The sequence below is a fragment of the Rhodococcus sp. NPDC055024 genome (genome assembly GCF_053608585.1).
This window is the reverse complement of record NZ_JBSGVT010000001.1, coordinates 1164557-1189423: the sequence shown is the minus strand read 5'-3', so window position 1 is coordinate 1189423 and position 24867 is coordinate 1164557. Positions and strand designations below refer to the sequence as shown.

At 62.2% G+C, this 24867-nt stretch carries 26 protein-coding genes; 7 read left to right on the top strand and 19 right to left on the bottom strand.

Features of this window, described 5'->3' with window-relative positions; translation table 11 throughout:
* Positions 1-5: 5 nt before the first annotated feature.
* Genes ACWF6P_RS05450 through ACWF6P_RS05415 form a run of 8 tightly spaced genes read right to left on the bottom strand, consistent with a single transcriptional unit; the run spans position 6 to position 7771 of the window.
* Positions 6-1103 carry an acyl-CoA dehydrogenase family protein gene (locus ACWF6P_RS05450; protein ID WP_452620281.1) on the bottom strand — a complete coding sequence of 366 codons (1098 nt, stop codon included), beginning with the start codon at positions 1101-1103 and terminating at the stop codon, positions 6-8.
* Complete coding sequence (locus ACWF6P_RS05445; RefSeq protein WP_452620280.1) at positions 1100-2293, bottom strand: acyl-CoA dehydrogenase family protein; 1194 nt, start codon at positions 2291-2293, stop codon at positions 1100-1102. Before ACWF6P_RS05445 ends, ACWF6P_RS05450 begins: the two co-directional genes overlap by 4 nt.
* Before the next feature lie 34 nt (positions 2294-2327).
* Positions 2328-3086 carry a 3-oxoacyl-ACP reductase FabG gene (gene fabG / locus ACWF6P_RS05440; protein WP_042446291.1) on the bottom strand — a complete coding sequence of 253 codons (759 nt, stop codon included), beginning with the start codon at positions 3084-3086 and terminating at the stop codon, positions 2328-2330.
* A gap of 45 nt (positions 3087-3131) precedes the next feature.
* Positions 3132-4166 (bottom strand): phosphotransferase family protein, encoded by a 1035-nt coding sequence (locus tag ACWF6P_RS05435; RefSeq protein WP_452620279.1) that lies wholly within the window; start codon positions 4164-4166, stop codon positions 3132-3134.
* Positions 4159-4941, bottom strand: coding sequence for an SDR family oxidoreductase (locus ACWF6P_RS05430; RefSeq protein WP_007730827.1), 783 nt, complete (start codon positions 4939-4941; stop codon positions 4159-4161). Before ACWF6P_RS05430 ends, ACWF6P_RS05435 begins: the two co-directional genes overlap by 8 nt.
* 1 nt (position 4942) lies before the next feature.
* Positions 4943-6163, bottom strand: a complete 1221-nt coding sequence (locus ACWF6P_RS05425; protein ID WP_452620278.1) for an acyl-CoA dehydrogenase family protein — start codon at positions 6161-6163, stop codon at positions 4943-4945.
* The gene (locus tag ACWF6P_RS05420) at positions 6150-6953 is read right to left on the bottom strand and encodes an enoyl-CoA hydratase-related protein (protein ID WP_452620277.1); all 804 of its coding nucleotides are present in this window, start codon (positions 6951-6953) and stop codon (positions 6150-6152) included. Before ACWF6P_RS05420 ends, ACWF6P_RS05425 begins: the two co-directional genes overlap by 14 nt.
* Positions 6950-7771: an SDR family oxidoreductase gene (locus ACWF6P_RS05415; RefSeq protein WP_378541988.1), complete on the bottom strand. Its 822-nt coding sequence runs from the start codon at positions 7769-7771 to the stop codon at positions 6950-6952. Before ACWF6P_RS05415 ends, ACWF6P_RS05420 begins: the two co-directional genes overlap by 4 nt.
* Before the next feature lie 157 nt (positions 7772-7928).
* On the opposite strand from ACWF6P_RS05415, the gene ACWF6P_RS05410 reads away from it, so the two are divergent.
* A complete protein-coding gene (locus tag ACWF6P_RS05410) occupies positions 7929-8405 on the top strand; it encodes a MaoC family dehydratase (RefSeq protein ID WP_003942878.1) in 477 nt (158 codons plus the stop codon).
* Positions 8406-8479: 74 nt separating this feature from the next.
* Here ACWF6P_RS05410 and ACWF6P_RS05405 read toward each other — a convergent pair whose 3' ends face one another.
* On the bottom strand, positions 8480-9187 hold the full coding sequence (locus tag ACWF6P_RS05405; RefSeq protein ID WP_452620276.1) for a TetR/AcrR family transcriptional regulator: 708 nt from the start codon (positions 9185-9187) through the stop codon (positions 8480-8482).
* Between the two features lie 143 nt (positions 9188-9330).
* Between ACWF6P_RS05405 and ACWF6P_RS05400 the strand changes: the two genes are divergently transcribed.
* Complete coding sequence (locus tag ACWF6P_RS05400) at positions 9331-10833, top strand: class I adenylate-forming enzyme family protein (RefSeq protein ID WP_452620275.1); 1503 nt, start codon at positions 9331-9333, stop codon at positions 10831-10833.
* Positions 10834-10907: 74 nt separating this feature from the next.
* On the opposite strand, the gene ACWF6P_RS05395 is transcribed toward ACWF6P_RS05400, so the two are convergent.
* From ACWF6P_RS05395 to ACWF6P_RS05370, 6 genes are all read right to left on the bottom strand, one after another.
* Positions 10908-11195, bottom strand: coding sequence for a putative quinol monooxygenase (locus ACWF6P_RS05395; RefSeq protein WP_230817338.1), 288 nt, complete (start codon positions 11193-11195; stop codon positions 10908-10910).
* A 56-nt stretch (positions 11196-11251) separates the two neighbouring features.
* Entirely contained in the window at positions 11252-11884 is a 633-nt protein-coding gene (locus ACWF6P_RS05390) for an HAD family hydrolase (RefSeq protein WP_452620274.1), read from the bottom strand.
* A 38-nt stretch (positions 11885-11922) separates the two neighbouring features.
* On the bottom strand, positions 11923-12597 hold the full coding sequence (locus tag ACWF6P_RS05385; protein WP_378541979.1) for a TetR/AcrR family transcriptional regulator: 675 nt from the start codon (positions 12595-12597) through the stop codon (positions 11923-11925).
* Positions 12598-12665: 68 nt separating this feature from the next.
* Positions 12666-14057, bottom strand: a complete 1392-nt coding sequence (locus tag ACWF6P_RS05380; RefSeq protein WP_230817335.1) for an MFS transporter — start codon at positions 14055-14057, stop codon at positions 12666-12668.
* Positions 14058-14307: 250 nt separating this feature from the next.
* Positions 14308-15963, bottom strand: a complete 1656-nt coding sequence (locus tag ACWF6P_RS05375; protein WP_452620273.1) for an AMP-binding protein — start codon at positions 15961-15963, stop codon at positions 14308-14310.
* Positions 15964-15966: 3 nt separating this feature from the next.
* Positions 15967-16938, bottom strand: a complete 972-nt coding sequence (locus tag ACWF6P_RS05370) for a phosphotriesterase family protein (RefSeq protein ID WP_452620272.1) — start codon at positions 16936-16938, stop codon at positions 15967-15969.
* Positions 16939-17095: 157 nt separating this feature from the next.
* Between ACWF6P_RS05370 and ACWF6P_RS05365 the strand changes: the two genes are divergently transcribed.
* The 3 genes from ACWF6P_RS05365 (at position 17096) to ACWF6P_RS05355 (ending at position 19285) form a co-directional block, all read left to right on the top strand.
* Positions 17096-17656: a QsdR family transcriptional regulator gene (locus tag ACWF6P_RS05365; RefSeq protein WP_003943195.1), complete on the top strand. Its 561-nt coding sequence runs from the start codon at positions 17096-17098 to the stop codon at positions 17654-17656.
* Positions 17657-17758: 102 nt separating this feature from the next.
* Positions 17759-18463: a FadR/GntR family transcriptional regulator gene (locus tag ACWF6P_RS05360; RefSeq protein WP_003943086.1), complete on the top strand. Its 705-nt coding sequence runs from the start codon at positions 17759-17761 to the stop codon at positions 18461-18463.
* 15 nt (positions 18464-18478) lie between these two features.
* Entirely contained in the window at positions 18479-19285 is an 807-nt protein-coding gene (locus tag ACWF6P_RS05355; RefSeq protein ID WP_452620271.1) for an ABC transporter ATP-binding protein, read from the top strand.
* Positions 19286-19297: 12 nt separating this feature from the next.
* Here ACWF6P_RS05355 and soxR read toward each other — a convergent pair whose 3' ends face one another.
* Complete coding sequence (soxR, locus tag ACWF6P_RS05350; protein ID WP_283305409.1) at positions 19298-19738, bottom strand: redox-sensitive transcriptional activator SoxR; 441 nt, start codon at positions 19736-19738, stop codon at positions 19298-19300.
* A 63-nt stretch (positions 19739-19801) separates the two neighbouring features.
* Here soxR and ACWF6P_RS05345 point away from each other — a divergent pair, with 63 nt between their 5' ends.
* Both ACWF6P_RS05345 and ACWF6P_RS05340 read left to right on the top strand, forming a co-directional pair.
* Positions 19802-21232 (top strand): MFS transporter, encoded by a 1431-nt coding sequence (locus ACWF6P_RS05345; protein ID WP_452620270.1) that lies wholly within the window; start codon positions 19802-19804, stop codon positions 21230-21232.
* Between the two features lie 32 nt (positions 21233-21264).
* A complete protein-coding gene (locus tag ACWF6P_RS05340) occupies positions 21265-21477 on the top strand; it encodes a DNA-binding protein (RefSeq protein WP_452620269.1) in 213 nt (70 codons plus the stop codon).
* A 22-nt stretch (positions 21478-21499) separates the two neighbouring features.
* On the opposite strand, the gene ACWF6P_RS05335 is transcribed toward ACWF6P_RS05340, so the two are convergent.
* From ACWF6P_RS05335 to ACWF6P_RS05325, 3 genes are all read right to left on the bottom strand, one after another.
* Positions 21500-22594, bottom strand: coding sequence for a GGDEF domain-containing protein (locus ACWF6P_RS05335; protein ID WP_452620268.1), 1095 nt, complete (start codon positions 22592-22594; stop codon positions 21500-21502).
* 147 nt (positions 22595-22741) lie between these two features.
* Positions 22742-23881, bottom strand: coding sequence for a serine hydrolase domain-containing protein (locus tag ACWF6P_RS05330; RefSeq protein WP_378530847.1), 1140 nt, complete (start codon positions 23879-23881; stop codon positions 22742-22744).
* 104 nt (positions 23882-23985) lie between these two features.
* Positions 23986-24864, bottom strand: coding sequence for an oxygenase MpaB family protein (locus tag ACWF6P_RS05325; RefSeq protein ID WP_452620267.1), 879 nt, complete (start codon positions 24862-24864; stop codon positions 23986-23988).
* Positions 24865-24867: the final 3 nt, after the last annotated feature.

Below are 24867 nucleotides of genomic sequence, written 5' to 3'. Positions count from 1 at the left end.
GAGTTTCAGGACGAGATCGGGAGGTCGACCAACTCGGCGAGACGCGCCCGATGCTGATACGCGGTTCCCAGCGACAACTGATCGCTCTTCGCCCGTTTGAGGTACAGGTGCGCCGGATACTCCCACGTCATTCCGATTCCACCATGGAGTTGGACGCATTCCTCGGCAGCATGAACCGCGACGCCGCTGCAGAATGCCTGGGCAACCGTCGCTGCGATCGCCGCATCGGCGTCGCCGCGTGCATAGGTGTCCGCCGCATATCGTGCTGCCGCTCCCGAAGAGCTGACTTCGAGCCAGAGATCGGCGAGGCGGTGCTTGATCGCCTGGTACGAACCGATCGCCCGGCCGAACTGCTTGCGCTCCTTCACATACGCGAGCGTTGTTTCGAGGCACCACTGAGCCACGGCGAACTGTTCGGACGCCAGAAGTGCGCTTCCGCAGAGCAATGCTTCCTCAATCGCCTGAGCCGCATTGCCGCTGTCGGCCCGCACCGACGGCGCCCCCGCGAACTCGACGTCCGCCAATCGGCGCGTCATGTCCAGGGACAGAACCGGCGTGACGGTGGCGTCGGCGATCCGAACGGTGTGCAGTTCCACACCGCTGTCACCGGCAACCGGAACCACAAGAACATCGGACTCGGCGACGCCGGCGACCGTCGTGACGCTGCCGACGAGTCCATCCGCCGTTGCCTTGACAGTGGGGGTGAAAGTTCCTGGTGCAGTGGACAACGGGACGACCAGAGCAGCTGTCGAATCCCCCGCGGCCAATTGACCGAGCACCTCGGTCTCGCCCGCTTTCAACAACGCCGTGGTCGCCAGCACAGCGCTGGTGAAGAACGGAACGGGGGCGACCGCACGTCCGATCTCCTCCATCACGACTGCCGCCTCACGCGTGGACGCACCTGCCCCGCCCAACTCCTCGGGTACCAGCAGTCCCGCCAAACCGAGTTCGGACGCCAGTGACTTCCACAGTCCGGTGAAGTCGGCGGACACGTCGTCGTAGGCCGTGACCACGGTGTCGGCGCCAGCCCGCTCGCTCAGCAGTCGTCTGACGCTGGCACGCAGATCTTGTTCGGTCTCGGAGTACAGCAGATCGGCACTCATCGGGGTAGGTCCTTCCAGGCGATGTCCTTGTCGACGCGATGCTCGGGCGGCAACCCGAGTACGCGTTCTGCGATGACGTTGCGCAGGATCTCCGACGTTCCGCCCTCGATCGAATTGCCCTTGGCTCGCAGGTACCGGTATCCGGGTTCACGCCCGGTGAAGTCGACGGAATCCGGTCGACGCAGTGTCCAGTCGTCGTAGCGCAGACCGGCTTCGCCGTGCAGTTCGAGGTCGAAACCCGAAATCTGCTGGGCCAAACCGGCAAACGCGAGCTTCATTCCCGAGCCTTCGGGGCCGGGCTGGCCGGCGGCGAGCTGCTGGCGCAGTCGCTCCCCGGTCAGACGCGCAACTTCGGATTCGGTCCAGAGCCGCATCAACTCGTCGTGCATCGCCGGGTTACGCAGTTCGGGCTCGCCGCGCCAGGCCTGCGCGACCTTTCCGATCATGCCGCCCTCACGCGGTGCGCCCGAACCGATGGCAACACGCTCGTTGTTCAGGGTGGTGGTCGCAACCTTCCACCCCTGGCCTTCGGCTCCGAGGCGATTGGCGTCCGGAATCCTGACGTCCGTGAGGAATACCTCGTTGAATTCGGCCTCGCCGGTGATCTGACGCAGCGGCCGGACATCGACGCCCGGGTCGGTCATGTCGCAGATGAAGTAGCTCAGACCCGCATGCTTGGAGCGCGACGGATCAGTCCTGGCCACCAGAATCGCCAGCTGTGCGTTCTGCGCACCCGACGTCCATACCTTCTGCCCGTTGACTATCCAGTCGTCGCCGTCGCGGACAGCGCGGGTAGCGACGGCCGCGAGGTCCGAACCTGCGCCAGGTTCACTGAACAGCTGGCAGTAGACCGTCTCCGCAGTCCACAACGGGCGCAGGAACTTCTGCTTCTGCTCCTCGGTACCGAAGGCAGCGATGGTCGGTGCCGCCATGCCCAGGCCGATCCCGTTCTTGCCGGTGGCTGGGCCGGGTGCACCGGCGGCCTCGAGCTGAGCGTTCACCTGACGCTGAAAGCTCTGCGGTACACCGAGTCCCCCATGACCTTCGGGGAAGTGAACCCACGCCAGCCCGGCGTCGAATCGTGCGCCGAGAAAATCCGATACCGACACACTGCTCGGATCGTTCTCCGCAAGAAGCGTGTTCACCTTGTCGGTGAGGTCACGCGATACTGCCTCTTCGTCGAAAGCCATGCCCATTCCTTCGGTTCGAGCGGTGAGCGGACGGTCAGTCCTTGGGTCCACCGGCAACGTAGACGACCTGACCGGAAACAAAGCCTGCGCCTTCGCTGACGAAGAACGACGCGGTGTGCGCGATGTCCTCGGGCTGTCCGACGCGATTGACCGGAATCTGCGAAGCGGCAGCGGTCTTGAAGTCCTCGAAGCCGACGCCCATGCGCTCGGCCGTTGCGGCGGTCATCTCGGTTTCGATGAATCCGGGGGCAATAGCGTTCGCCGTCACGCCGAACTTGCCCAGTTCGAAGGCCAATGTCTTGGTGAAGCCCTGCATTCCGGCCTTCGCAGCGGAGTAGTTGACCTGTCCGCGATTACCGAGAGCCGACGTGCTCGAGAGGTTCACGATGCGGCCGAACTTCGCTTCCACCATGTACTTCTGCACCGCACGCGACATGAGGAACGCTCCGCGCAGGTGGACGTTCATCACCGAATCCCACTCGGCAACGCTCATCTTGAACAGAAGGTTGTCGCGAGTGATGCCGGCATTGTTGATCAGTACGGTGGGTGCGCCCAGGTCTGCGGCCACACGATCCACCGCTGCGGCGACCGAAGCCTCGTCGGAGACGTCAGCGCCGACGGCCAGCGCCTGGCCGCCTGCAGCCTTGATCGCGTCGACGGTTCCGGCACACGCCGCTTCGTCGAGGTCGAGCACGGCGACGGCAAAACCGTCTTCCGACAGTCGCTTCGCCACTGCTGCACCGATTCCGCGCGCTGCACCCGTGACAATTGCGGTTCTACGTTCCTGGCTCACTGGCCCTCCATAATTTCGTGATTCGACGGACACCGGACGATCTCGTCAGATCCCGGCCTGATCTGCAATTTCCCTGGCTTTGGCGACCAAGGCGTCAATACGTTCCACGGTGGGAGTTCCGCTCTCGGCGGCATTCTGCGGTTCGTCGCGGGCACGACGCATCACGCCTTCGGCGATCACCGCAATCTTCCACAGTCCCAAGGTGTGCCAGAACTTCAGCGCAGCTGGATCCCGTCCGGTGGCCTCGAGATAGATCCGGGAGATCTCCTCTCGCGAGGGGAATCCGGGGAGTGCCGACGCCGGGAAGTCGCCGCCCGTGTTCTCCCCCGCTGCCGGCCAGTACGCCAACAAGCTTCCGACATCCGCCAACGGATCACCGAGAGTGCAGAGTTCCCAGTCGAGGGCCGCGACAACTTCGCCGTTCTGAGCGGACGTGATCACATTGCGCAAGTGAAAGTCGCCGTGCACCAACGTGGTTTCGGTATGAGCCGGCTGAGCTGCAATCAAGCGTCGCGTGAGATCGTCCAGATCGGGGCATTCCCGCGTCTTCGACTGTTCCCACTGCCCACCCCATCGCTTCAGCTGCCGTGCAGCGTAGGGCTTGTGGCTTGCCAAGTCGTCGAGGCCCGCCTGCTTCAGATCCACGGCGTGAATCTTCGCCAGCGTCTGAGCGAGCGAGATTCCGATTGCCCGGCGACGCTCTTCCGACAAGGCCTCCGCAAGAGGCATTCGGTCCACCACTTCGCCGTCCACGAATTCCATGAGTAGCAGCGGAACTTCGGTGACGGCAGGATCCTCGGTCAACCCGAATACTCGCGGCGAAGGTACATCGGTGGATTCGAGAGCGCTCAGGATTCGAGCTTCGCGCGCCACGTCGTGTGCAGAGGCCAGAAGGTGGCCGAGAGGTGGGCGTCGTAGAACCCAGCGATTGCCGTCCTGATCGCGAACCAGGTACGTGAGGTTGGACTGCCCTAGACCGATTCGATCGAAGGACAACGGCCCGGAAAAGTCGATCCCCAGGCCTGCGATCCACCCCGTGACCGCTTCGGTGTCGAGTCCCACAACTCCGACGCTAGCCACCTACCGACGCTCCTTGCCGAAACGGGAGTGCGTCGCCCAACAACTGGCCACCGTCGATGGTCATGATCTCGCCGGTGATCCACTGGGCTGCATCGGAAACCAGGAAGGCGATGGCAGCGGCCACGTCCTCGGGTTCACCGATGCGTCCGAGAGCGGTCGACGCGGACACCGCTTCTTCGTGTTCTTTCCACAGAGCTTCGGCGAGTTTGGTTCTCACCACTCCCGGCGCAACGGCGTTGACACGAATCTTCGGTGACAACTCGAGCGCCAACTGCTTGGTGATGTGGATCAGAGCAGCCTTCGACGCGTTGTACGTACCGATCCCGGCCTCGAACGCCATGCCGCCGATCGAGGCGGTGTTGACCACGGAACCACCGTGCTCGCCCATCCAGGCTCGCGCTGCGAGGCCGGTCCACAGGACTGGAGCCCACACGTTGACGTCGAAAGTCTTGGCGAAGCGCGAGTGATCCTGGTTGATGATCGGCCCGAACGACGGGTTGGTGCCCGCGTTGTTCACCAAGATGTCGAGACTGCCGAAACGCTCGATCGTCTGCTCGACGCACTTGCGGGCTGCATCCTCGTCCGTCGCGTGAGCGCCGACGCCGATCGCGTTGCCGTTCACCTGTGCGGCAGCCGCATCTGCGGATTCCTGTGAGCGCGAAGTCAGTACGACGTTTCCGCCCGCCGCCGCAATCGCCTGCGCGGTCGCGAGGCCGATGCCCCGCGATGCGCCTGTGACGATTGCCGTCTTACCGGTGAGATCCAGTCCTGCCATGTCAGTTCGCCTTGACTTCGCGGTACTTGCGCAGTTCCTGCTTGGCGATGGCGCGCTTGTGCACCTCGTCCGGGCCGTCGGCCAGGCGAAGGGTGCGCATGTGGGCGTAAGCCATCGCGAGCGGGAAGTCGTCGGTGACGCCGCCACCGCCGTGAACCTGGATGGCGCGGTCGATGATCTTGAGCGCGATGTTCGGTGCCGCGACCTTGATGGCTGCGATCTCGGTGCGCGCTTCCTTGTTGCCCACCGTGTCCATCATGTGTGCGGCCTTGAGCGTGAGGAGTCGAACCATCTCGATGTCGATACGAGCCTCGGCGATCCAGTCCTGGATGTTGGCGTTGTCACTGACGGGCTTTCCGAAGGTGATGCGGGTGGATGCGCGCTTGCACATCAGTTCCAGTGCGCGCTCGGCCATTCCGATTGCACGCATGCAGTGGTGGATGCGGCCGGGGCCGAGGCGGGCCTGGCTGATCGCGAATCCTTCACCCTCACCGGCGAGAATGTCCTTGGCCGGGACGCGCACGTCCTCGAAAGTGATCTCGCCGTGTCCTTCGCGGTCCTGGTAGCCGAAAACCGGCAGGTTGCGCAGGATCGTGACGCCGGGAGCATCGATCGGCACGACCATCATCGACTGCTGACGGTGGGTGGCGGCATTGAAGTCGGTCTTGCCCATGACGATCAGAACCTTGCAGTTCTGGTGCAAGGCGTTGGAAGCGAACCACTTACGGCCGTTCAGCACGTACTCGTCGCCGTCACGGTCCATACGGAGTTGGATGTTGGTGGCGTCGGAGCTGGCAACCTCGGGCTCGGTCATCGCGAAGGCGGAACGGATTTCGCCTTCGAGAAGCGGCTTGAGGTACTTCTCCTTGTGCTCGTCGGTGCCGAAGAGCGTGAGCACCTCCATGTTTCCCGTGTCCGGAGCGGCGCAGTTGGTGGCCTCGGAGGCCAGGTGGCTGCGGCCCATGATCTCTGCGAGCGGTGCGTATTCCAGGTTGGTCAGGCCGGGGCCCCATTCGGAATGGGGATGGAAGAGGTTCCACAGCCCGCGGGCCTTGGCTTCCTTCTTCAAGTCGTCGATGATCGGCGGCTGGAAGTGCGGGTTACCGGACTCACGCATCTGCTCTTCGTAGACCGCTTCGGCCGGGTAAACGTGCTTGTCCATGAAATCGAGCAGTTCGGCCTGGTACTTCTTGGTGCGATCCGAGAACTCAAACACTGACATGTGAACTCCTGACAGAGAGGGAAGGAAAATTGGGGGCTCGATGTTCGAGATGGCTGTTGACGCCCTCGACGACATCTGGGCCGTGAAATGCGTTCAGCATCAGTGATTCCGCACGCCTGGCGGAATCGGTGAAGGTCGAGTGCGCGTCGGCACTCATCTGAGATTTGATGACGGAGAGAGATGTCGGTGAGCAGTTGGCCGCGATGTCCTCGGCATAAGCAATCGCTGCATCCAGAACGTCACCGCCGCTGACCAGGTGGTCGATCAAACCGATGCGGTACGCCTCGTCGGCACCGACCATTCGGCTGGAAAGCAGAAGATCGACTGCGCGGCTGTGACCGACCAAGCGGGGCAACATCCACGAGATGCCATACTCCGCAATCAGGCCTCGACGCGCGAACGCGGTAGTGAATCGTGTTGCGCTCGAGCCGAAACGAACGTCGCAGTATAGGGCTTCGACCATACCGAGGCCGGCAGCCACGCCGTTGACGGCAGCGATCAGCGGTTTACGGATGGTGGTCGGGAAATCGCGGTCTCGCGGTCGGACCAGATCACTTTCGGAGACTTCGCCGACGTTCTTCAGATTGCCGAGGTCGGCCCCCGAGCAGAATCCGCGGCCGGAGCCGGTGACGACAATTGCTCGGACACCGGGATCTTCGTCTGCTGCGGCCAAAAGGTCGTAGTACTGGTCTTCGAGCTCGTTGGTCCACGCGTTGAGGACACGGGGCCGATTGAATGTCAGGATCAGCACCACTCCTCTCTGCTCGGAGAGGACGGGTTCCTCGGTCATCGCGTTCCCGCGAGCAGCGAAGCCTGGTACCGACGCATCCCGCGCAGCCAACGGTCGTAGTCGGCGCCCTTCTGCCGGTACATGTCCAGCACGTTCTTGTGCGGAAGGATGAGGAATTCCTCGGCATCTACTGCAGCCAGGACGATTTCGGCGCACTCAGCAGGCTCGAGAACGTTGCCTGCCGCCAGCACGGCTCCGGTTGCGGCCTTTCCGACCGGATCTCCGGAGTTCTCGCCCTCGTAGAGAAGCTTGGTATTGACGCCCATCGGACACAGGCAACTGACACGAACGCCCTGATCTCCGTAGGTGATCGAGAGCCACTCGGCAAACGCCACCGCAGCATGCTTGGTCACCGAGTACGCGGCGGATCCGACCTGACTGAGCAAGCCTGCTGCAGAGGCCGTGCTGATGAAGTAGCCCTCCCCGCGCTCGGTCCACCCGGGGACGAGGAGCCTGGCGGCGCGAATGTGGGCGCGAACGTTGACGTCGATCGTCGTGTCCCAGACGTCCTCGCTGATGTCGAGGCCCATGCCTCCGGTGACGCCGGCATTGGCAAAGTAGAGGTCGACCGGGCCGAATTCCTTTTCCGCCTGCGCGATCAGGCCCGCAATGACCGCCTCGTCGGAGACGTCGCCACCGGCAGACACGGCTGCTCCGGGATGCTCCGCGTTGATCGCCTCTGCTACTGCCGAAGCAGCTGCCGCGTCGAGGTCAGCCACTACGACGCGAGCACCCTCGGCAGCCAGTCGCTCGGCCAGTGCACCGCCGATTCCCCCGCCGCCACCGGTGACAATTGCTACCTTCTGGGCAACCTTCATGAGCGATTCCTCTCGCTTGCGTCATACCTACGCGCTGACAGTGATCCACGTCTCCCCTCATGTATAGTTGAATCCGGCGTCAGTTTCAACCGTCGAATCGTGACGCTCACCCGAACGGCCCGTTCCGTCCTCCTGAACTGCGAGTAAAGGGATAACGATGACTGAAAACCAATTGCCCGTCCGCCCGTCCACCTTCGCCGAGCTCGAGAAGCTCATCGGCCAGGAGCTGGGCCCGACGGAGTGGTACGACATCACCCAGGAGCGCATCAACGCGTTCGCCGAAGCCACGAACGATCATCAGTGGATCCACGTCGACCCGGAACGCGCTGCATCGAGCCCGCTCGGCAGCACCATCGCGCACGGACTCTTCAGTCTCTCGCTCGGCCCACAGTTCTCCTACCAACTCATCCACTTCGACGGCTTCGCACACAGCCTCAATTACGGCTACGACAAGGTGCGCTTCCCCGCCCCGGTCCCGGTGGGATCGCGGGTCCGCATGCGCGCAACCGTCGTGTCCGCGGAGCAGTTGCCCGGCGGAATCCAGGTGAAGATGAGCCAGGTGGTCGAGCGCGAAGGTTCCGACAAGCCCGTCGTCGTCGCCGAATCTGTCGCTCGCGTCGTCGAAAAGAGCTGAACCGAGAAGAGCTGAACCGAGACTGGTATGCCCCGGCCGCTCGAACATCGATGCAGCCGGGGCGACCCGCCACGTCAGGATCGGTCAGGGAACTTGAGAGCGTTCGCCCACAGGTCGGTCACCGTGGCGACAATCTGATCGAACTCCGGCGAACGCCCGTCCACCTCACCCTCACGGAGAGTGAACAGACTGTAGGCGAGGCGACTCACCATGCCGGACAGAGCAATTGACGACGTCATCGGATCCAGCGTCGCGTCCGCGATGCCGCGGGACTGCAGATCGGCAATCCCGCGGGCGTTACGGCGAATGAACGCATTGGCGCGCTCGCTGCGGAACTTCCGGAACTCCGGGTCGATGTGGGCAACCTGCTCCATGAGACCCATCAATTTTGCATTGCGTTGATACGCGGCCAGATACGCCCGATTGCTCGCCTCGAGCACCGCATAGGGATCGTCCGCGCCGGCAACACGCCCCATACCCGGGTGCATCATGTCGTCTCGCGCGACCTCGAGGACGGCGGCGAACACCTCTTCCTTGTTCGCGAAGTACGTGTAAAACGATCCCGTCGCGCAGCCGGCTTCTTTGGCGATGTCGATGAGGCGGGCGTCGAGATAGCCACTGCGCTCGAAAACCGTACGGGCAGCGGCCACTAATGCTGCGCGTGTGCGAGTTCCCCGCTCGGTAGTGGGGCGATCTCGGAGCAGCGCGGGCGGAGCCACCGGTAAGGCGGCAATTCGCGATTCGTCGTCGAGCACAGTGCGCTCCTCATCTTTCCGAGTCATCGTTCGGGGCCGGCATCATTTCCGGGACAACCCCACATTTTCGGGACAATCCCACCAGACTCGATGTTGACGCCGGATTCAAGTGTACGCTCTGGTGAGACCCAGGACACACAATCGGTCGATTCCTCCCGAAAGGCAGAACCATGGTTAGCGTTCTCGACCCGGTGACCCGTCACGCGGAAGCCACTCCGGACAATATTGCGATTCGCGGCACGGACAATCACTGGACTTACCGACAGCTCCACGACACGTCTGTGGCGTTCGCCGGCCGCATTCGCGACGAAGGGTTGAGCGTCGGCGACCGCGTTCTGCTCGCGGCGCCGTCGGTGCCGGAATTCATCGTGGCGTACATGGGGATTCAGGCCGCAGGTTGTGTCGTGGTACCGATCAACACGATGTCGGCGCAACCCGAAGTCGAGTACGTTCTGGACGACGCGGAGATTTCCCTGGCCATCGCCTGGCATCAGCTCGGCCCCGCAGTCCAGGACGCAGGGAGTGCGCGTGGTGTCCCGGTGTGGACGCTCACCGAAGAATCGGCGAAGGCCGACCATGCACCGGCAACCGTGGTCGACCGCGACGCAGCAGACACCACGGCCATTCTCTACACCTCCGGCACCACCGGCCGCCCGAAGGGCGCTCAGCTGAGCGTCGGGAATTTGTTGTCCGCCGGTGAGATCGGCGCCGAGAGCAGCCACGGAAACCCCGCGGACCGCACCGGAACCGGACTGCCACTCTTCCACATCTTCGGCCAGGGTTCGGTCATGATGGCAACCTTCACCGGCGGCGGATCACTGTCCCTGCTCGCCCGGTTCGACCCCGCCGCCATGCTCGATCTGGTGCGTCGAGACAAGCTCACCATCATGGCCGGCGTCCCCACAATGTGGAATGCCATGCTGCACGCTGCCGCCGACGTGGACAGCTCCGACTTCGAACAACTGCGTATCGCGATCTCCGGCGGAGCGTCACTGCCCGGTGAAGTGGCACGCGCCTTCGAAGCACGTTTCAACTGCACGATCCTCGAGGGCTACGGCCTGACCGAGACGAGCGCGTTCGGAACTTTCAACAGTATCGACCGCGTCGCAAAGATCGGTTACACCGGCCGCGCCGTACCGCGCACCGAGGTCGAGGTGCGTGATCACGACGGAAATGTCTGCGAGGCAGGCACAGTGGGCGAGGTGTTCATCAAGGGACCGACGGTCATGAAGGGATACTGGAAGCGCCCCGACGACACTGCCGCCGTTCTGTCCGCCGACGGATGGTTCCGCACCGGAGACCTCGGCGAGACCGACGCCGACGGCGACCTTCGTATCGTCGACCGTGTCAAGGACCTCATCATCCGCGGTGGATACAACGTCTATCCAGGCGAGGTCGAAGAGGTGCTCTACCAGCACCCCGACATCATCGAAGCCGCGGTGATCGGCATCCCCGACGACTACTACGGCGAGGAGGTTGCGGCAGTGGTGGCCGTGCGCCCAGGCTCCGACCTCGAAGCCGATGCCGTCACCTCGTGGGCTCGGGAACGTCTGTCCGCCTACAAGATTCCGCGGGTGGTCCAGTTCATCGACGCACTCCCCAAGGGTTCGACGGGAAAGATCCTCAAGCGATCGATCGACCGGTCCGAACTCCTCGCCCAGAAGCAGAACTGAAAACACAGGTGAGCCCCGGCGAGATTTCGCCGGGGCTCACCTGTCCATGCGCTCAGAGAGCCCTGTCCATGCGCTCAGAGAGCGTCGAAGTACTCGATCTGCGGGGCACCAGCCAGGAAGGGTGCCATCGCCTTTCCTGCAGCCTGGAAATGCTCGGACGTTCCGTGCGCCTTGATGGCAGCGCCGTCCTGATACAGCTCCATGAACTTGTAGGAGTTCGTGTCCGTCTTCGAGCGGATCAGTTGATACAGAACCGTTCCGGGCTCTTCCGTGCGCACCTTTTCGGCGAGTTCGGCGACTACGGCTTCGAACTGCTCGCCGCTTCCGTCCTTGACGGTGATATCCGCGATGACAGCAATCATTCATTCCTCCAAAAGTGTTCCAGCAGTATTCGAGTATTACCGAGCAACCTACAGTTTCACTGCGTGGGCAGTAGTCCGAACGTCGATTCCAATTGCCTGCGAGTACTTTCCGCGTCGGTGTGGAGAATGCCCGCAATCCCCAACCGGGCCGCTCCGTCGAGGTTCTGTTGCAGATCGTCGATCATCACGGCATCTTCGGAGGCGACACCCAGGCGCTCGCACGCGATGGTGTAGATCTGACGAGAGGGCTTGCGAATCCCGACTTCCGAAGAAATCACCACCTCGTCGGCCAGGTCTTCGAGGACAAATCCCGCATAACAATCACGCCCGAAAGCGTTGGACACGAGCGCAACAGGGTGGCCCGCCTCCCGCACGTCTGCGAGCAGACGCACCATCTCCTCGTCTCGAATCAGCCCGGCCTGCATCCGGTCGACCAACCCCACGCTGTCGACGACGGCGCCGTGCGCACGTAGACGTTCCCCGAATCCGGCCTCGAATGCTTCCTGGTCGATCTTTCCGGATTCATGATCGGCGAGCAGCCTCTTCGAGACGTCGTCACGAGAGAGCAGGGTCAACGGAAGTTGCGGGTCACCACCAAGCGAAGCTCCGAAGTCCGCGAAGGCCTGCAGAACACTGGAGGTGAGAACTCCACCGAAATCGACGAGCACTGCCGTACGCGTGGGTGTCATTCCTCCATCAGACACCAAACATGAACCCGGCGTCAATATCAATTTTGGTGTAGCGAGAATTGTAAAGTGTTGATCCACAACCGATTGACCGTATCGAGCAGACCGTCGAAGGTCACTCCGGCGGCGCCGTCCTCGCCGCCGCGGGATACGAAGTACCCGAACGCAAGTCGACTGATCATCCCGGAGAGTGCCCGAGACGTCAGTAGCGGATCCAGATTGGCGTCCGCCAGACCGCCTTTCTGCAGCTTCTCGATACTGCGCGCGTTGCGTCGAACAAACGCGTCAGCACGCTCGAGGCGGAGAACCCGGAACTCCGGATCGATGCTCGCGACCTGCTCGAGCAGTCCCATCAGCTTCGCGTTCCGTCGGTACGCCTCGAGGTACGCGCGGTTACTCGCCGCGATGACCTCAGCAGGATCCGCGCCTTTCGGAGTGTGCGGCATACCCGGATGCATCATGTCTTCGCGAGCCAACTCCATCACTGCTGCGAAGATCTCTTCCTTGCTCGCGAAGTAGGTGTAGAAGGTACCGGCCGAGCACTGCGCCTCCACCGTGATGTCGATCAGCCGCGAGTCCAGATAGCCGGACCGTTCGAAGACCGTGCGGGCCGCATCGATCAACGCTCGACGCGTACGCAAACCACGCTGAGTGGAGGGGAGTTCCCGTGACACTGTCGACGAAGCATCTTCGGAGCCTGTGCGTGCTGCAGCCATGCTCCAGTTATACGTCAGACGCCCGCTACCGGTGACCGATAGCGGGCGTCTGCTCGAAACCGAAAGAGTTACTTGGCGTACAGGTGCGCGCCCGGAATTGCGTTCGGATCGTCCCGAACTTCCTTCGGGTTGGTCTCTTTCAGCACCCAGGCACTGAAGAAGGTCACCAAGCCCATGAGGGCTACGAACACGGCAACCCATGTAGTGGTCCCGGTCTTCGCGATGAGTGCCGTCATGATGAACGGAGTGCCGCCGCTGACCGTGATCGCAGCCAATTGGTACGCCAACGATGCTGCCGAGTAACGCACGTTGGGCGCGAACAGCTCACCCATGTACGCAGCGATCGGCCCGTAGGTCATCGACTGGAACACGCTGCCGACTGTCACCGCGATGAAGAACAGCGGCAGGGACTTGGTGTTGATCAACCAGAAGTACGGGAACGCCCAGACCACGATCGCCGCGGCGCCGATCAGGATCATCGGACGACGACCGATCTTGTCGGACATCTTCCCGGACCACAGCACCACTCCGACGGTCAGCAACGCACTCAGGAGCGAGATGATGAGCAGCGAGTTCCGCTTCAACCCCAGTTCGGTTGTGCCGTAGCTGAGCACGCCGGCGATGCTGATGTAGAACAGCGCATTGGTGGCAGCGAGCAGTCCGCAGCCGAGCAGGATCTTGCGCCAGTGATCCTTGAGCGCCTGGGCCAACGGAGCCTGAACGACCACGTCCTTTTGATTCTTCTTGGCGTCTTCCTGCAGCTCGAGGAATTCCGGCGTGTCCTCGACCTTCGTCTGGATGTACAGAACAACGGGGAAGAGCAGCGCGCTGGCGAAGAACGGAACCCGCCAACCCCAACTCAGGAACGCGTCGTTGGAAATGGTCGCGGTCGCGACGAGGAAGACCAGGTTGCCCAGGACAACACCGAAGGAGACACCCATCTGACCGAAAGTGCCTGAGAAACCACGCTTCTTGGGACTCGCGGATTCGGTGAGAAGAAGGACGATTCCACCCCACTGCCCACCGCAGGCAAGACCCTGAATGAATCGCAGCGTCACAAGAAGGATCGGAGCGACGACGCCGATCGCCGACGCGCTCGGAATCGCGCCGATCAGGAAGGTTGCGACAGCCATCAGCAGCAGGCAGGTGACCACCGCGGGCTTGCGTCCGTACTTGTCACCGTAATGCCCCGCGACCAACCCGCCGATGGGACGAGCTACGAACCCGGCCCAGAACGTACTGAACGAGAGCAGTGTGCCCATCAGTGCGGATGAATCGGGGAAGAACACATGCGGAAAGACCAGTGCCGCAGCCGTTCCGTACAAGAAGAAGTCGTACCACTCGATGGAACTGCCGAGCAGTCCCGCGCCTAGAAGTTTGCGGTGCGCCTTCTTCTTCTTCCGTTCCTGATCGGACAGGCCCCCTGCCTGCGTGCTCGAATCCACTGCCGATCTCGTCATGGGTTACTCCTCGATGGGTCGGACGCTCGTCGCGCCGGGAGTTGAGAAGCGGAACCGGGCCAGAAGTAGAAACTGACACCAACTTCAACTCTGTGGCGTTGCGATCAGTCTGCGATACAAAAAGAGTGATGTCAATCACTGAAATACATTGCCGCATAGGGGACTTAATCCCCTACTGATTTCCGACAGCCAACACGACGAATGGCCGACTCACCTTGACGGCGGCCGGCAATTCGTTGGTCAGGTAGATCTAGTTCGGAACCCTCAGCTCGCGACGAAGAATCTTGCCGCTGACCGTTTTCGGTAGGTCATTCATGATCTCGACGATGCGCGGATACTTGTATGCTGCAAGCCTTTCCTTGCAGAATTCGACCAGATCCTCGGTGGTCGCCTCGGACCCGTCTTTGAAGGACACGAAGGCCTTCACAGTTTCGCCGCGATACGGATCCATGACACCGACGACGGCAGCTTCCCGCACGGCAGGGTGTTCGTAGAGAACATCTTCCACTTCGCGCGGCCATACTTTGAAACCCGAGGCATTGATCTGATCCTTCATCCGGTCGACGATGTAGAACCAGCCGTCGCCGTCCATGAATCCGATGTCTCCGGTGTGAAAACGCCCGCCCGGCATGGCATGTGCGGTTTCCTCCGGCTTGTTCCAGTACCCGAGTGCGACCTGTGGACCGGAGACCACGATCTCGCCGTACTCACCGATCTGTACCGGCTTGTCGTTCTCGTCCACGACCTCCGCGTACGTATTCGATACCGGCACACCGACGGCGACCGCTCCCGACGCCGTATCCACCGGCGCTTCACGAGAATTCGGTACCACGATTGCCGGGCTGTTCGTCTCGGTCAGCCCGTAACCGTTGTGAATGTAGTGACCGAACTTCGACCGGAACGCTTCCAACGCCGCGTGCGGAATCGGCGCGCCACCCGAGTACACCGACTCGAGAGTACTCAGCGATTCCTTCGAGACTGCGGCGCTGTCCGTCCACGCGATGAACACGGTGATCGCACCGATGATTGCGGTGGCCCGATGCTCCGAAATCGATTCCGCTGCAACGATGGGATGGAATCGGCAGGTCAGAATCGTGGGCGCGCCGGCCAGGAGTGGAGCCGCGACGTGCCCGATCAATCCGGTGATATGGAACAGTGGCGCCACCGCGAACATCGCGCCGCCTGGCCGCAGTCCCAACCAGTCCCGATAGATCTGTGCCGCGAACACGACATTCGCGTGCGTGTTCATCGAACCTTTCGGCGGGCCGGTTGTTCCCGACGTATAGGGAAGGTAGGCGAGGTCTTCCGGGCCGAGCTCGACCCGCCCGGGCTTCTGTCCTCGATGAGCCTCGATCAATTCCAGTAGGTCCGGAAAACCCTCGTGGCGAATCCTGGACGCCGAACTGAAGATCCGTTCGTCGTCGCGCGACTGAAAATCCAGTTCGGACGTAGTGATGACCCGTCGTACTTCGGTGCCCGCAGACGCAGCCGCAACCGTCTGGGCCGAAGACTCCAGACAGATGACCGCTACCGCGCCGCTGTCGATGAGAACGGTGGACAGTTCACGGTCCCGGTACATCGGATTGACCGGAACGACGACGGCGCCGAGTTTCCAGACCGCGACTGTCGCGATCACGAACTGCGGAACATTCTGCAGGACAAAGGAAACTCTGTCTGCGAACCCGATTCCATCCTTGGCGAGGGCTACGGCAAGCGCATCCGACATCTCGTCGAGTTCGGCAAAGCTGACAGACCTGTCGAAGTATCGGATGATCGGGGCGTTGCGATCGCGTTCCAGCGCTGCACGAAACATCTCGAGGGCGTTGACGTGCTCGATGTCTACGTTCGGCGCAGTGTCAGCGTCGTAGTTGGCGAGCCAGGGCTTGCTCTCGTACACGTTGGTCATAGCTCAGCTCTCGAAGTACCGACGAGGATTGTCCACCAGCATCGCCTTGACCTGGTCTTCAGTGACACCGCGTTCGAGCAGTGCGGGAATGACGTCATCACTGATGTGGGTATAGTTCCAGTTCGGGAGTGCCACTTCTCTTGCAGCGCTGGGGAAGTAGTCGATGAAACACGACGCGTCATGTGCCAGAACCATCTTCTCCGCGTAACCGCGACGGGCCATCTCCACCACGGTGTTGACACGATCCTCGAACGACAGGAACGGTTCGAGCCCGAAACGGTCCATCCCCAGTAGCGAACCGGCATCGGCGAGAGCGCACAGGTAGTCGAGATCGGTGGTGTCGCCGGAGTGACCGATGACCACCTTGGTCAGATCCGCGCCCTCTTCGGCCAGAACCTTCTGCGCGACCAACCCGGATTCAGTGTGCGGATTGGTGTGCACGGTGATCGGCACTCCCGTTTCTACCTGCGACTGTCCGACCGCGCGCATGACCCGCTCGACGCCGGGGGTGAGGCCCGGCTCTTCGATGGCGCACTTCAGGAAGGAGGCTCGGACACCGGTTCCGGCGATTCCTTCCCTGATGTCCTTGACGAACAGTTCGACCATCGGCTCGGGTCCGTCGAACAGCAATCCCGGTCCGGTGTAATGGAATTGGAAGGGAATGTCGTTGTAGGTGTAGATGCCGGTAGCGACGATGATGTTGAGATCGACCTGCTCGTTGATCCGGGCGATACGCGGGATGTACCGGCCGAGGCCGATCACTGTGGGATCGACGATCGTGCTGATTCCGCGGGACTTCACCTCGGTCAGCTTTGCTACTGCGTCCGCTACCCGTACTTCCTCGTCCCAGGGTTCGGGGTAGTCGGGGTAGTTCTGGCGCAACTCCTCACCCAGAACGAAGACATGCTCGTGCATCAACACCTTTCCCAGATCGGCTGTATCCACCGGCCCACGAACGGTTTGTACTGAACTCATCGATCGAACCCCTGACTGTGATCACCATCACTAACATGAGACAATGAGCTAGTGTGTCTCACGTGGCCAGGTTCGTCAATAGGCTCGATCCCCCGAGGCTCACCATTTTTCAACGGCCGAAATTGTGCAGTACCGGACAACCGGAGAGAATGTCCCGATGCCTACCGACCTCGAACGCCGACGCGCGATCGACACCGCCGCGAGCATGTACCTCGCGGAGGAACCACTCGACATGTCGCTGCTCGCCGAACGTCTCGGCGTAGGCCGCGCGACGCTCTACCGCTGGGTCGGCAACCGCGACGAACTGCTCGGAACAGTGCTGGCCGAGGCCACCGAACGGACATACCGAAAGGCGATGTCACAGGCGTCGGGACAAGGTCCGGAGTACATCCTCGACGTCTTCGGCCGCGTCATGCGCTCGGTGGAATCATCGACCGAACTGCGCGCGCTGACCAAACGCGAACCGATGGTGTTCATCAAACTCGCGATGATGCCCGGCTCCATCGAATCGATCTCCGCCTCCATAACCGCCGAAATCCTGCAATCCCAGGTCGACGCCGGCCAGCTGACGATCACGCTCTCGCCGCAAGTACTGGGCGAAGCCCTCGTCCGCATCTGCGACGTACACCTCTACGCCCCCCTGCTCGGCCGAGAAAAGGCCGAGATCGAGACGGCCCTCGACCTGATCGCACTGCTCCTCGGCGTCACCCGCAACTGACACGCTTCGACCGTGTGAACACTGCGGCGACACACCGGCCACCCGAGTCCTCAGACGTCTGATGAGTTGTTACTCTTTCGGTACCCACCCGAGAGGCAAGCCGTGTCCGACGACCACACAGGATTCACACTTCGCAGTGGTCCGCTGGTACCGCAACTCGAACAGTTGCTGCGCGGGCGAATCATGCATGGAACGTGGGCGCCGTCCGAGCGCATACCGAGCGAGGCGGCCCTCGCCGTCGAACTCGGCGTCGGGCGTTCCTCGATTCGCGAGGCAATCCGCCTCCTCGCTCGCGACGGACTACTCGAAGTCCGACACGGCGTCGGAACCTTCGTGGCTGCCGCGTCCGAACTCGAGCACGTCGACGAATTCACCAAACTTCTTCGACGCTCACGCATCCTGGAGGTATTCGAAGTGCGTCGCGCACTCGAAATCGAGGCCGCCAGACTGGCCGCGGAGCGGGTACAACCCGAGGACCTCGACGGCCTGCGGCGGCGACTGACCATGCGACACAGTCATTTCGAGGGCGATGTCGAGAAGTTCGTCGACGTCGACCTCGACTTCCACACCGAAGTCGTTCGGCTGTCCGGAAACGCAGTTCTTCTCTCGCTTTTCACGTCGGTGCGTCCACTCCTTCGTGAATCCCTCGTCGAGATGATGGCCCACGAGGCCGGCGTCCCCGACACCTCACATGCCCATGATCAGTTGGTCGAGGCCCTTCAAGACGCCGACCCAGAAGCCGCGGTAGCGGCAACTCGAGCAAACATCGACACCGTCCTACGACGACTGCGTGTGCTCGACGCCTAAGAGAGGTTAGTTCTCGTGCAACACCCCACCGGCACAGTTCTGTCGACCGAACACGTGGATCTCGTCCGCGACGGCCGATACTTGTTGAAAGACATCAACATTTCGATCGAACCCGGACAACACTGGGTCCTCCTCGGCGCGAACGGCGCGGGCAAGAGCACGCTCCTGAGCCTGCTCGGAGCAACCGCCCACCCGACTCGAGGTTCCGTCTACGTCCTCGGACACAAGCTGGGCCGAGTCGATATGAGGGAACTGCGGATGGACATCGGGCACGTGAACCCGCGTCACACGATCGGAATTCCGATCACGGTCCGCAACGTCGTGATCACCGGCCTCACCAACACCACCGAGGTGATGCCGCGATGGTCACCGACTCCGGAGCAAGAAGCTCATGCCGATGCGCTGATCGATCTCCTCGGCATGCGCCCGCGTTCGGACGCACTGTGGCCTAACCTGTCCCAAGGTGAACGGGGACGCGCCCTGATCGCCCGAGCACTCATGGTCGAACCACGCCTGCTACTGCTCGACGAGCCGGCCACCGGGCTGGATCTGGCTGCACGCGAACAACTTTTGACGGCCCTGGACGACCTCCGCAATCAGAACCCGTCACTTGCCAGCATCCTCGTGACGCATCACATCGAAGAGATTCCGAGCACCACGACGCACGCTCTCCTGATCAAGGACGGCGTCGTGACCGCCGGCGGCCTCGCCGAGGAAGTGATCACCACCCAGAACATCAGCGAGTGCTTCTCGCATCCCATCGAGATCGAGCGTCGCGGTGGTCGGTGGAATGCACAGTCTCGGCCACGCGAAAGAGTCTGACCGACAGGCATTTCAGAGACGTCTGGCGCCGGGACCCTCCCGGCCCAGTTCGTCTCCCGGGTTGAGCAGGTTGCAGGTCTTGAGTGAGAGACACCCGCAGCCGATGCAGCCCGTCAGCTCGTCCTGCATCCGATTGATGGCCTGCTTGCGATCCTCGAGGCGTTGATTCCACTCCGTCGAGATCTTGCGCCAGTCCTTCTTCGTCGGAGTTCGCCCCTGCGGCAACGACCCGAATACTTCGGCAACTTCGGCCAAAGGTATCCCGAACCTGACTGCCAACTGGATCAGTGACACCCGCCGGATCGAGTGACGCGGGAACTTCCTCATGTTTCCTGCCGTCCGCTCCGCAGGAACCAGACCGAGTGTTTCGTAGTAGCGCACCGCCGAGACGGCGACGCCGGTTCGCGCCGAGACCTCACCGATCGAGAGAAGTTCGTCACTCTTGCGGATCATTTTGCCTCCCAATGGCTGCGCAACATTGACCTGAAGCGCACTTGAGATTCTACCTTCGACAACATGCACTCCCCTACCGATGCTCCCGCCGGAACCTGGCGGCAGCTCCTGAGCGGTCGATACCTCGGCACCGCTACCGTCCTCGCAGGCGGCGTCGCGCTGTATGCGACCAACGTCTACCTGACGACCAGCCTGCTTCCGACTGCCATCGACGACATCGGTGGTCAGCAGTACTACGCCTGGACCGCAACGGTCTTTCTCATCGCTTCCGTCATCTCCTCGATGCTGGTCACCAACGTCCTCGCAGCCAGGGGACCGCGCGGTGCCTACCTGATCGGCCTCGCGATCTTCGCGCTCGGCACCGTCGTGTGTGCAGTCAGCCCGACCATGGAGTTGCTGTTGGTCGGCCGCACGATCCAAGGGTCGGGAGGTGGCCTGCTGGCCGGTCTCGGCTACGCCGTCATCAACGCCGCGCTCCCCAAACATCTGTGGACGCGCGGGGCTGCGCTGGTTTCGGCGATGTGGGGAGTCGGCACCTTCGCCGGGCCCGCGATCGGCGGTGTCTTTGCTCAATTCGGTGCTTGGCGATGGGCTTTCGGCGTTCTGGTCGTCGCGACGATTGCAGTTGCGGCTCTCGTTCCCGGCGCCTTACCAGCGCATGAACCGGGCAGCACCGCCAGTAGCCCGGTACCGGTCCTCTCACTGGCGCTGCTGACCGCGGCAGCATTGTTGGTCAGCGTCGCCGGGATTCTGTCCAACCTCGCAGTGACCGCCGGGATGGTCCTCTCCGCTGTGCTGCTACTGATCGCTTTTGTCGCCGCAGACCGCCGCTCGGGCCACGGCGTACTGCCACCGTCGACGTTCAAAGCGTCGTCTCTCAAATGGGTGTACCTGACCATCGTCGTCCTCGCCGTCGCGTCGACCGTCGAGACATTCATTCCACTCTTCGGCCAACGACTTGCCGGACTGGCACCGCTCGCCGCCGGATTCCTCGGCGCCGCACTCGCTCTGGGCTGGACTCTCGGCGAAATCCCGAGCGCCTCAGCCACGACCCCTCGTATCGTGCGTCGAATCGTTGTCAGCGGCCCGATCCTCGTCGCGATCGGGTTGGGCATCATGGCAGCATTTCTCACCGAGCACGCCGGCGCCGGTGCGATGGTCGCGTGGGTGATCGGACTGCTGGTCGCCGGCGTCGGAATCGGCATCGCCTGGCCTCATCTTGCTGTCGGCGCGATGACCTCGGTCGCCGATCCCGGGGAAGGTGCGCGGGCCTCGGCTGCCATCAACACCGTTCAGCTGATCGCCAATGCTTTCGGCGCAGCTCTGGCCGGAGTGCTGGTGAACATCGGCGAACCGTCGACGCTTCGTTCTGCACAATTGCTCCTCTTCACCTTTGCCGCTGTCGCGATCATCGGCATTGCCGTAGCAGCTCGCGCACTTCCGCGAACGCCCGACAAGATCGGCAGCCCCGAAATCGTTCACGACGCTCGCTAAACTGTGAAAAACCCACACGGAGGAGTTGGCCAGTGACAGAACCGGATCCGGGCACAGTGGAAACCGACTTCCCGAAGACGGGAGCTCCCGCACAGCGCGCGCTGATCGCAGCGGGTTACACCCATCTCGCGCAGCTGACGTCCGTGTCCGAGAAGGAACTCGGCGCTTTGCACGGGATGGGACCGAAGGCCTTGAGGATTCTGCGCGAAGCACTCGCCGAACGTGGTCTGAGTTTCACCGACTGAGCTCGCCGACTGAGCCCTCACGTCAGACCAGGCTCGCGCGAACCTGGTTGCCACCTTCCCGCTTCGCTTCGTACATTGCCGAATCTGCAACGCGGAACAGTTCGGCAAAGGCTTCGTCGACCGACTCGTCCGAATTCCGTGGCGCGGTGCGGACCGCCATTCCGATGCTCGCGCTCGTCGGCGGATCATCGGCCGCCCCGTCCATCGCGGAGCGAATCTGTCCTTCCAGCCTGGAAATCACGCTGACCGGTACCCGCTCCACCACGACGAACTCGTCACCGCCCATACGAGCTGTCAAGGCGGACTGGGTTGTCCACAAACGGATGCGCAGTGCAGTTCGCATGATTGTGCTGTCTCCTACGTCATGGCCGTGAACGTCGTTGATCGTCTTGAAGCGGTCGAGGTCGATCACCACTACGAGCAGTGCGTCCGCTTCGGTGACCGGGGCGCCCATCAAGTCGTTCACCCGACGCGCCAGTCCGCGACGGTTGAGCAGTCCTGTCAACGGGTCGATGTCGGAAGTGGTCGCGTCCGAACCCAGGACCGCCAGAACAATTTGTGACACAACGGGAATCACGATGATCGTGGCCAGCACAACCGAGATCTTCGCCAGTCCCAACCCGACGTCGGCTGTTGGGCCGAACAGCAGGGTCCATCCGGAAAGCACCGTGACGATCGAGGCGAAGATCAAGTGACCGACTTGGAGTTTCGGATTGTGGAAGAACGCAATGTAGCCACCGATCGACGCAAAAACGACACACGCGATGAGCCGCCCCAGCGGTTCCGAGTCGGTTGCCGATGCTGCCGCAATCGCCACGTCGGACCCCACGACAAAGGTGTACGACCACAACGGCGTCGGCGGAAACAACCACCAGATCAGGGCCGCACCGACGCACATCGCAATGACAGCCAGATTTACTGCTCGCCAGAACGTACCTTGCGGACCGACGCCGCTGAAGCGTGCCGACAGCAATACCAAGCCCATCCAGAACGCGGTTCCGCCGACCAGTGCCCGGCAGGAAGTCAAGAACCCACGGTCCTCGAGGTAGCGACTGAAACTGTGAAACTGGTCCGGCAACCGCCACCAGCGCATGACAACTTCGACGAGACCGTTCATCACAGTTCAACCGGCGCAGGTCTGGAACTTTCGGGCACACTTCGACGTAGCGGACATGCTGATTTCCCCCCGGAGCACACTGGCATATCCGGCAGCATAGTCAGCGATGGACAAACAAACCGTTCTGCCGGATTCGGGAATGGCCGATCAGGTCAGCGCGTCGTAGGCGGCCGATACGTACTGCGCCGATCGCTCCGAACCGAGCAGACCCGGCCCCATCTTGTTCATCACGTACGAAAACGTCATGCGCTTGTCGGTGTCGATGATGATCTGCGAGCCTCCCCAACCACCCCAGAAACAAATTCGCCCCTCCGGAATGAACGGGACGGACTCGGGTGTCGGCAAGCCGAATCCGACGCCGAAGCGAACCGGCACACCGAGGACGAGGTCGACCCCGTACGACTGCTCCTCGAAGATCTTGTCGATGGTCTCCTCCGACAGCAGACGGACGTCACCGACCTTGCCACCGCACGCGATCACCGACTGGATGCGTGCGAGCGCCCTCGCATTCGAATGACCGTTGGCCGCGCCGATCTCGGCGGCGCGCCACCCGTCGGTCCACGAACCTGTAGCGTCGGCCGGCGGTGCGGTGAAGGTCTTCACCATGATGCTGTCCATCCCGAGTGCCGCGATGTCGATCGGCAACGGCGGTGGTGCAATGACATTCGAGACTCGCCCGTACTCGGACTTCGGCAAACCCAGGCGGAAATCAGCATCGAGCGGACCGGCAATTTCCTCGTCGATGAAGCGGCCGAGGGTTCGTCCGTCGATGCGCCTGACGACCTCACCGATCAGGTGACCGTAGTTGAGGGCGTGATATCCGGATGCCGTACCCGGCTCCCACCAGGGGGCCTGGGTCGCCAACCGGGCGGTGGCGTACTCGTCGTCGCAGATGTTCTCCAAGGTGAAGGGTTGATCCCACCCCGACACACCCGAGGTGTGCGAGAGCAGTTGCCGCACCTGAATACGATCCTTGCCTGCTGCGGCGAACTCGGGCCAGTACTGCGCGACCGGGGCATCGAGATCCAGCAAGCCGCGGTCGACGAGCATGAGCGCGGCCAATGCGGTCACGGTCTTGCTGCAGGACCAGACGTTGGTGACGGTGTCGCGGCCCCAAGGAGCAGTGTGCTCGACGTCGACCCAACCGCCCCACATGTCGACGACGGATTCGCCGTCGATCGTCAGTGCTATCGCTGCCCCGACATCCTCGCCGGTATCGAGATTGCGTGCCAGTGCCTCCTTCAAACCAGAGAATCGCTGGTCACATACGCCTTCGATGTTCGCCACTGACAGCCTCCACAGGAATGATGAAACTTGACGTCAACTTCAACTATCTTGAGTATGTGTCCAATTTACCTGTGGTGTCAATCACTTCAGGTCCGAGAGTTTGTTCAGACCAACGGAATTCCCTTGGCGATGCGCCGACGCAGATCCCAAAGATAGAAGTTGTAGGGGAACATCCGCAGAATCTTCGGACTGAACCGATTGACCAGCGCGGCGACGCGCATGGATCGGTCGAAATTACGCTGCCGACGCACTGACCACGGGAGCCGCATCTCGTCACGAAAGACCTGGGGAAGGAACCCGGTGGTGACAAATCGATTGAACGGGCCGACCACGGGATGCAACAACTTCGGCGTGAATGTCGCCGACGCGATCCCGTACAGATGCTCACGAATCGTCTCGTCGATGGCCACCTTGCCGAGGTTCTCGTTCCAGTAGACCTCGAACGCATCCCGGTCCGCCGGCCACATGTCGCGGCGCATTTGAAGAGTCGTACCGAAGGTCGCGCTGCGCTGATAGAACGCGTCCTGGGTCACCGGATCGAGATCGCCGTACAGAATTTTGTACACGTCCTCGAAGCCTCGATACAGGCAGGCGGCCACCCACAATTGCAGTTGGGGATCGAACGCGTTGTACTCGACTGCGCTGTTCTCGTCGGAGCGAACGTGCTTGTGCGAGCCGTTGACTGCGCGTCGGTACAGCTTCTTTTCTTCGTCCGTCGCCAGGCTCGCAACCGCGAGATACGTCAGCGTCGTCCGGGTTCGCTTGACCGGGTGTCGGTCCAACCGACCCGTCTCGACCTTGCTCTCGTACACGCCGTACCCCACCGCCGGACGCGCCAACTGCATGATGACGTTCGCGCCGGCGGCCAACAACCCGAGTCCGGACATCGCCTTTTCGACTTCCGCGTCGATGTCGATCGCTTTGGCGTCAACACTTGTCGACGTTTTCCCGCGCCCGTCGATCGAATCCCTACTCACCGTCATGGC

Bases quoted from the DNA above. Each gene is read 5' to 3' on its own strand.
- ACWF6P_RS05415 (WP_378541988.1), bottom strand. From the start codon at position 7,771: ATGAAGGTTGCCCAGAAGGTAGCAATTGTCACCGGTGGCGGCGGGGGA.
- ACWF6P_RS05380 (WP_230817335.1), bottom strand. From the start codon at position 14,057: ATGACGAGATCGGCAGTGGATTCGAGCACGCAGGCAGGGGGCCTGTCC.
- ACWF6P_RS05395 (WP_230817338.1), bottom strand. From the start codon at position 11,195: ATGATTGCTGTCATCGCGGATATCACCGTCAAGGACGGAAGCGGCGAG.
- ACWF6P_RS05400 (WP_452620275.1), top strand. From the start codon at position 9,331: ATGGTTAGCGTTCTCGACCCGGTGACCCGTCACGCGGAAGCCACTCCG.
- ACWF6P_RS05325 (WP_452620267.1), bottom strand. From the start codon at position 24,864: ATGACGGTGAGTAGGGATTCGATCGACGGGCGCGGGAAAACGTCGACA.
- ACWF6P_RS05410 (WP_003942878.1), top strand. From the start codon at position 7,929: ATGACTGAAAACCAATTGCCCGTCCGCCCGTCCACCTTCGCCGAGCTC.
- ACWF6P_RS05445 (WP_452620280.1), bottom strand. From the start codon at position 2,293: ATGGCTTTCGACGAAGAGGCAGTATCGCGTGACCTCACCGACAAGGTG.
- ACWF6P_RS05420 (WP_452620277.1), bottom strand. From the start codon at position 6,953: ATGACCGAGGAACCCGTCCTCTCCGAGCAGAGAGGAGTGGTGCTGATC.
- ACWF6P_RS05375 (WP_452620273.1), bottom strand. From the start codon at position 15,963: ATGACCAACGTGTACGAGAGCAAGCCCTGGCTCGCCAACTACGACGCT.
- ACWF6P_RS05365 (WP_003943195.1), top strand. From the start codon at position 17,096: ATGCCTACCGACCTCGAACGCCGACGCGCGATCGACACCGCCGCGAGC.
- ACWF6P_RS05370 (WP_452620272.1), bottom strand. From the start codon at position 16,938: ATGAGTTCAGTACAAACCGTTCGTGGGCCGGTGGATACAGCCGATCTG.
- ACWF6P_RS05405 (WP_452620276.1), bottom strand. From the start codon at position 9,187: ATGACTCGGAAAGATGAGGAGCGCACTGTGCTCGACGACGAATCGCGA.
- ACWF6P_RS05390 (WP_452620274.1), bottom strand. From the start codon at position 11,884: ATGACACCCACGCGTACGGCAGTGCTCGTCGATTTCGGTGGAGTTCTC.
- ACWF6P_RS05385 (WP_378541979.1), bottom strand. From the start codon at position 12,597: ATGGCTGCAGCACGCACAGGCTCCGAAGATGCTTCGTCGACAGTGTCA.
- ACWF6P_RS05450 (WP_452620281.1), bottom strand. From the start codon at position 1,103: ATGAGTGCCGATCTGCTGTACTCCGAGACCGAACAAGATCTGCGTGCC.
- ACWF6P_RS05345 (WP_452620270.1), top strand. From the start codon at position 19,802: ATGCACTCCCCTACCGATGCTCCCGCCGGAACCTGGCGGCAGCTCCTG.
- soxR (WP_283305409.1), bottom strand. From the start codon at position 19,738: ATGATCCGCAAGAGTGACGAACTTCTCTCGATCGGTGAGGTCTCGGCG.
- ACWF6P_RS05335 (WP_452620268.1), bottom strand. From the start codon at position 22,594: ATGAACGGTCTCGTCGAAGTTGTCATGCGCTGGTGGCGGTTGCCGGAC.
- ACWF6P_RS05430 (WP_007730827.1), bottom strand. From the start codon at position 4,941: ATGGCAGGACTGGATCTCACCGGTAAGACGGCAATCGTCACAGGCGCA.
- ACWF6P_RS05425 (WP_452620278.1), bottom strand. From the start codon at position 6,163: ATGTCAGTGTTTGAGTTCTCGGATCGCACCAAGAAGTACCAGGCCGAA.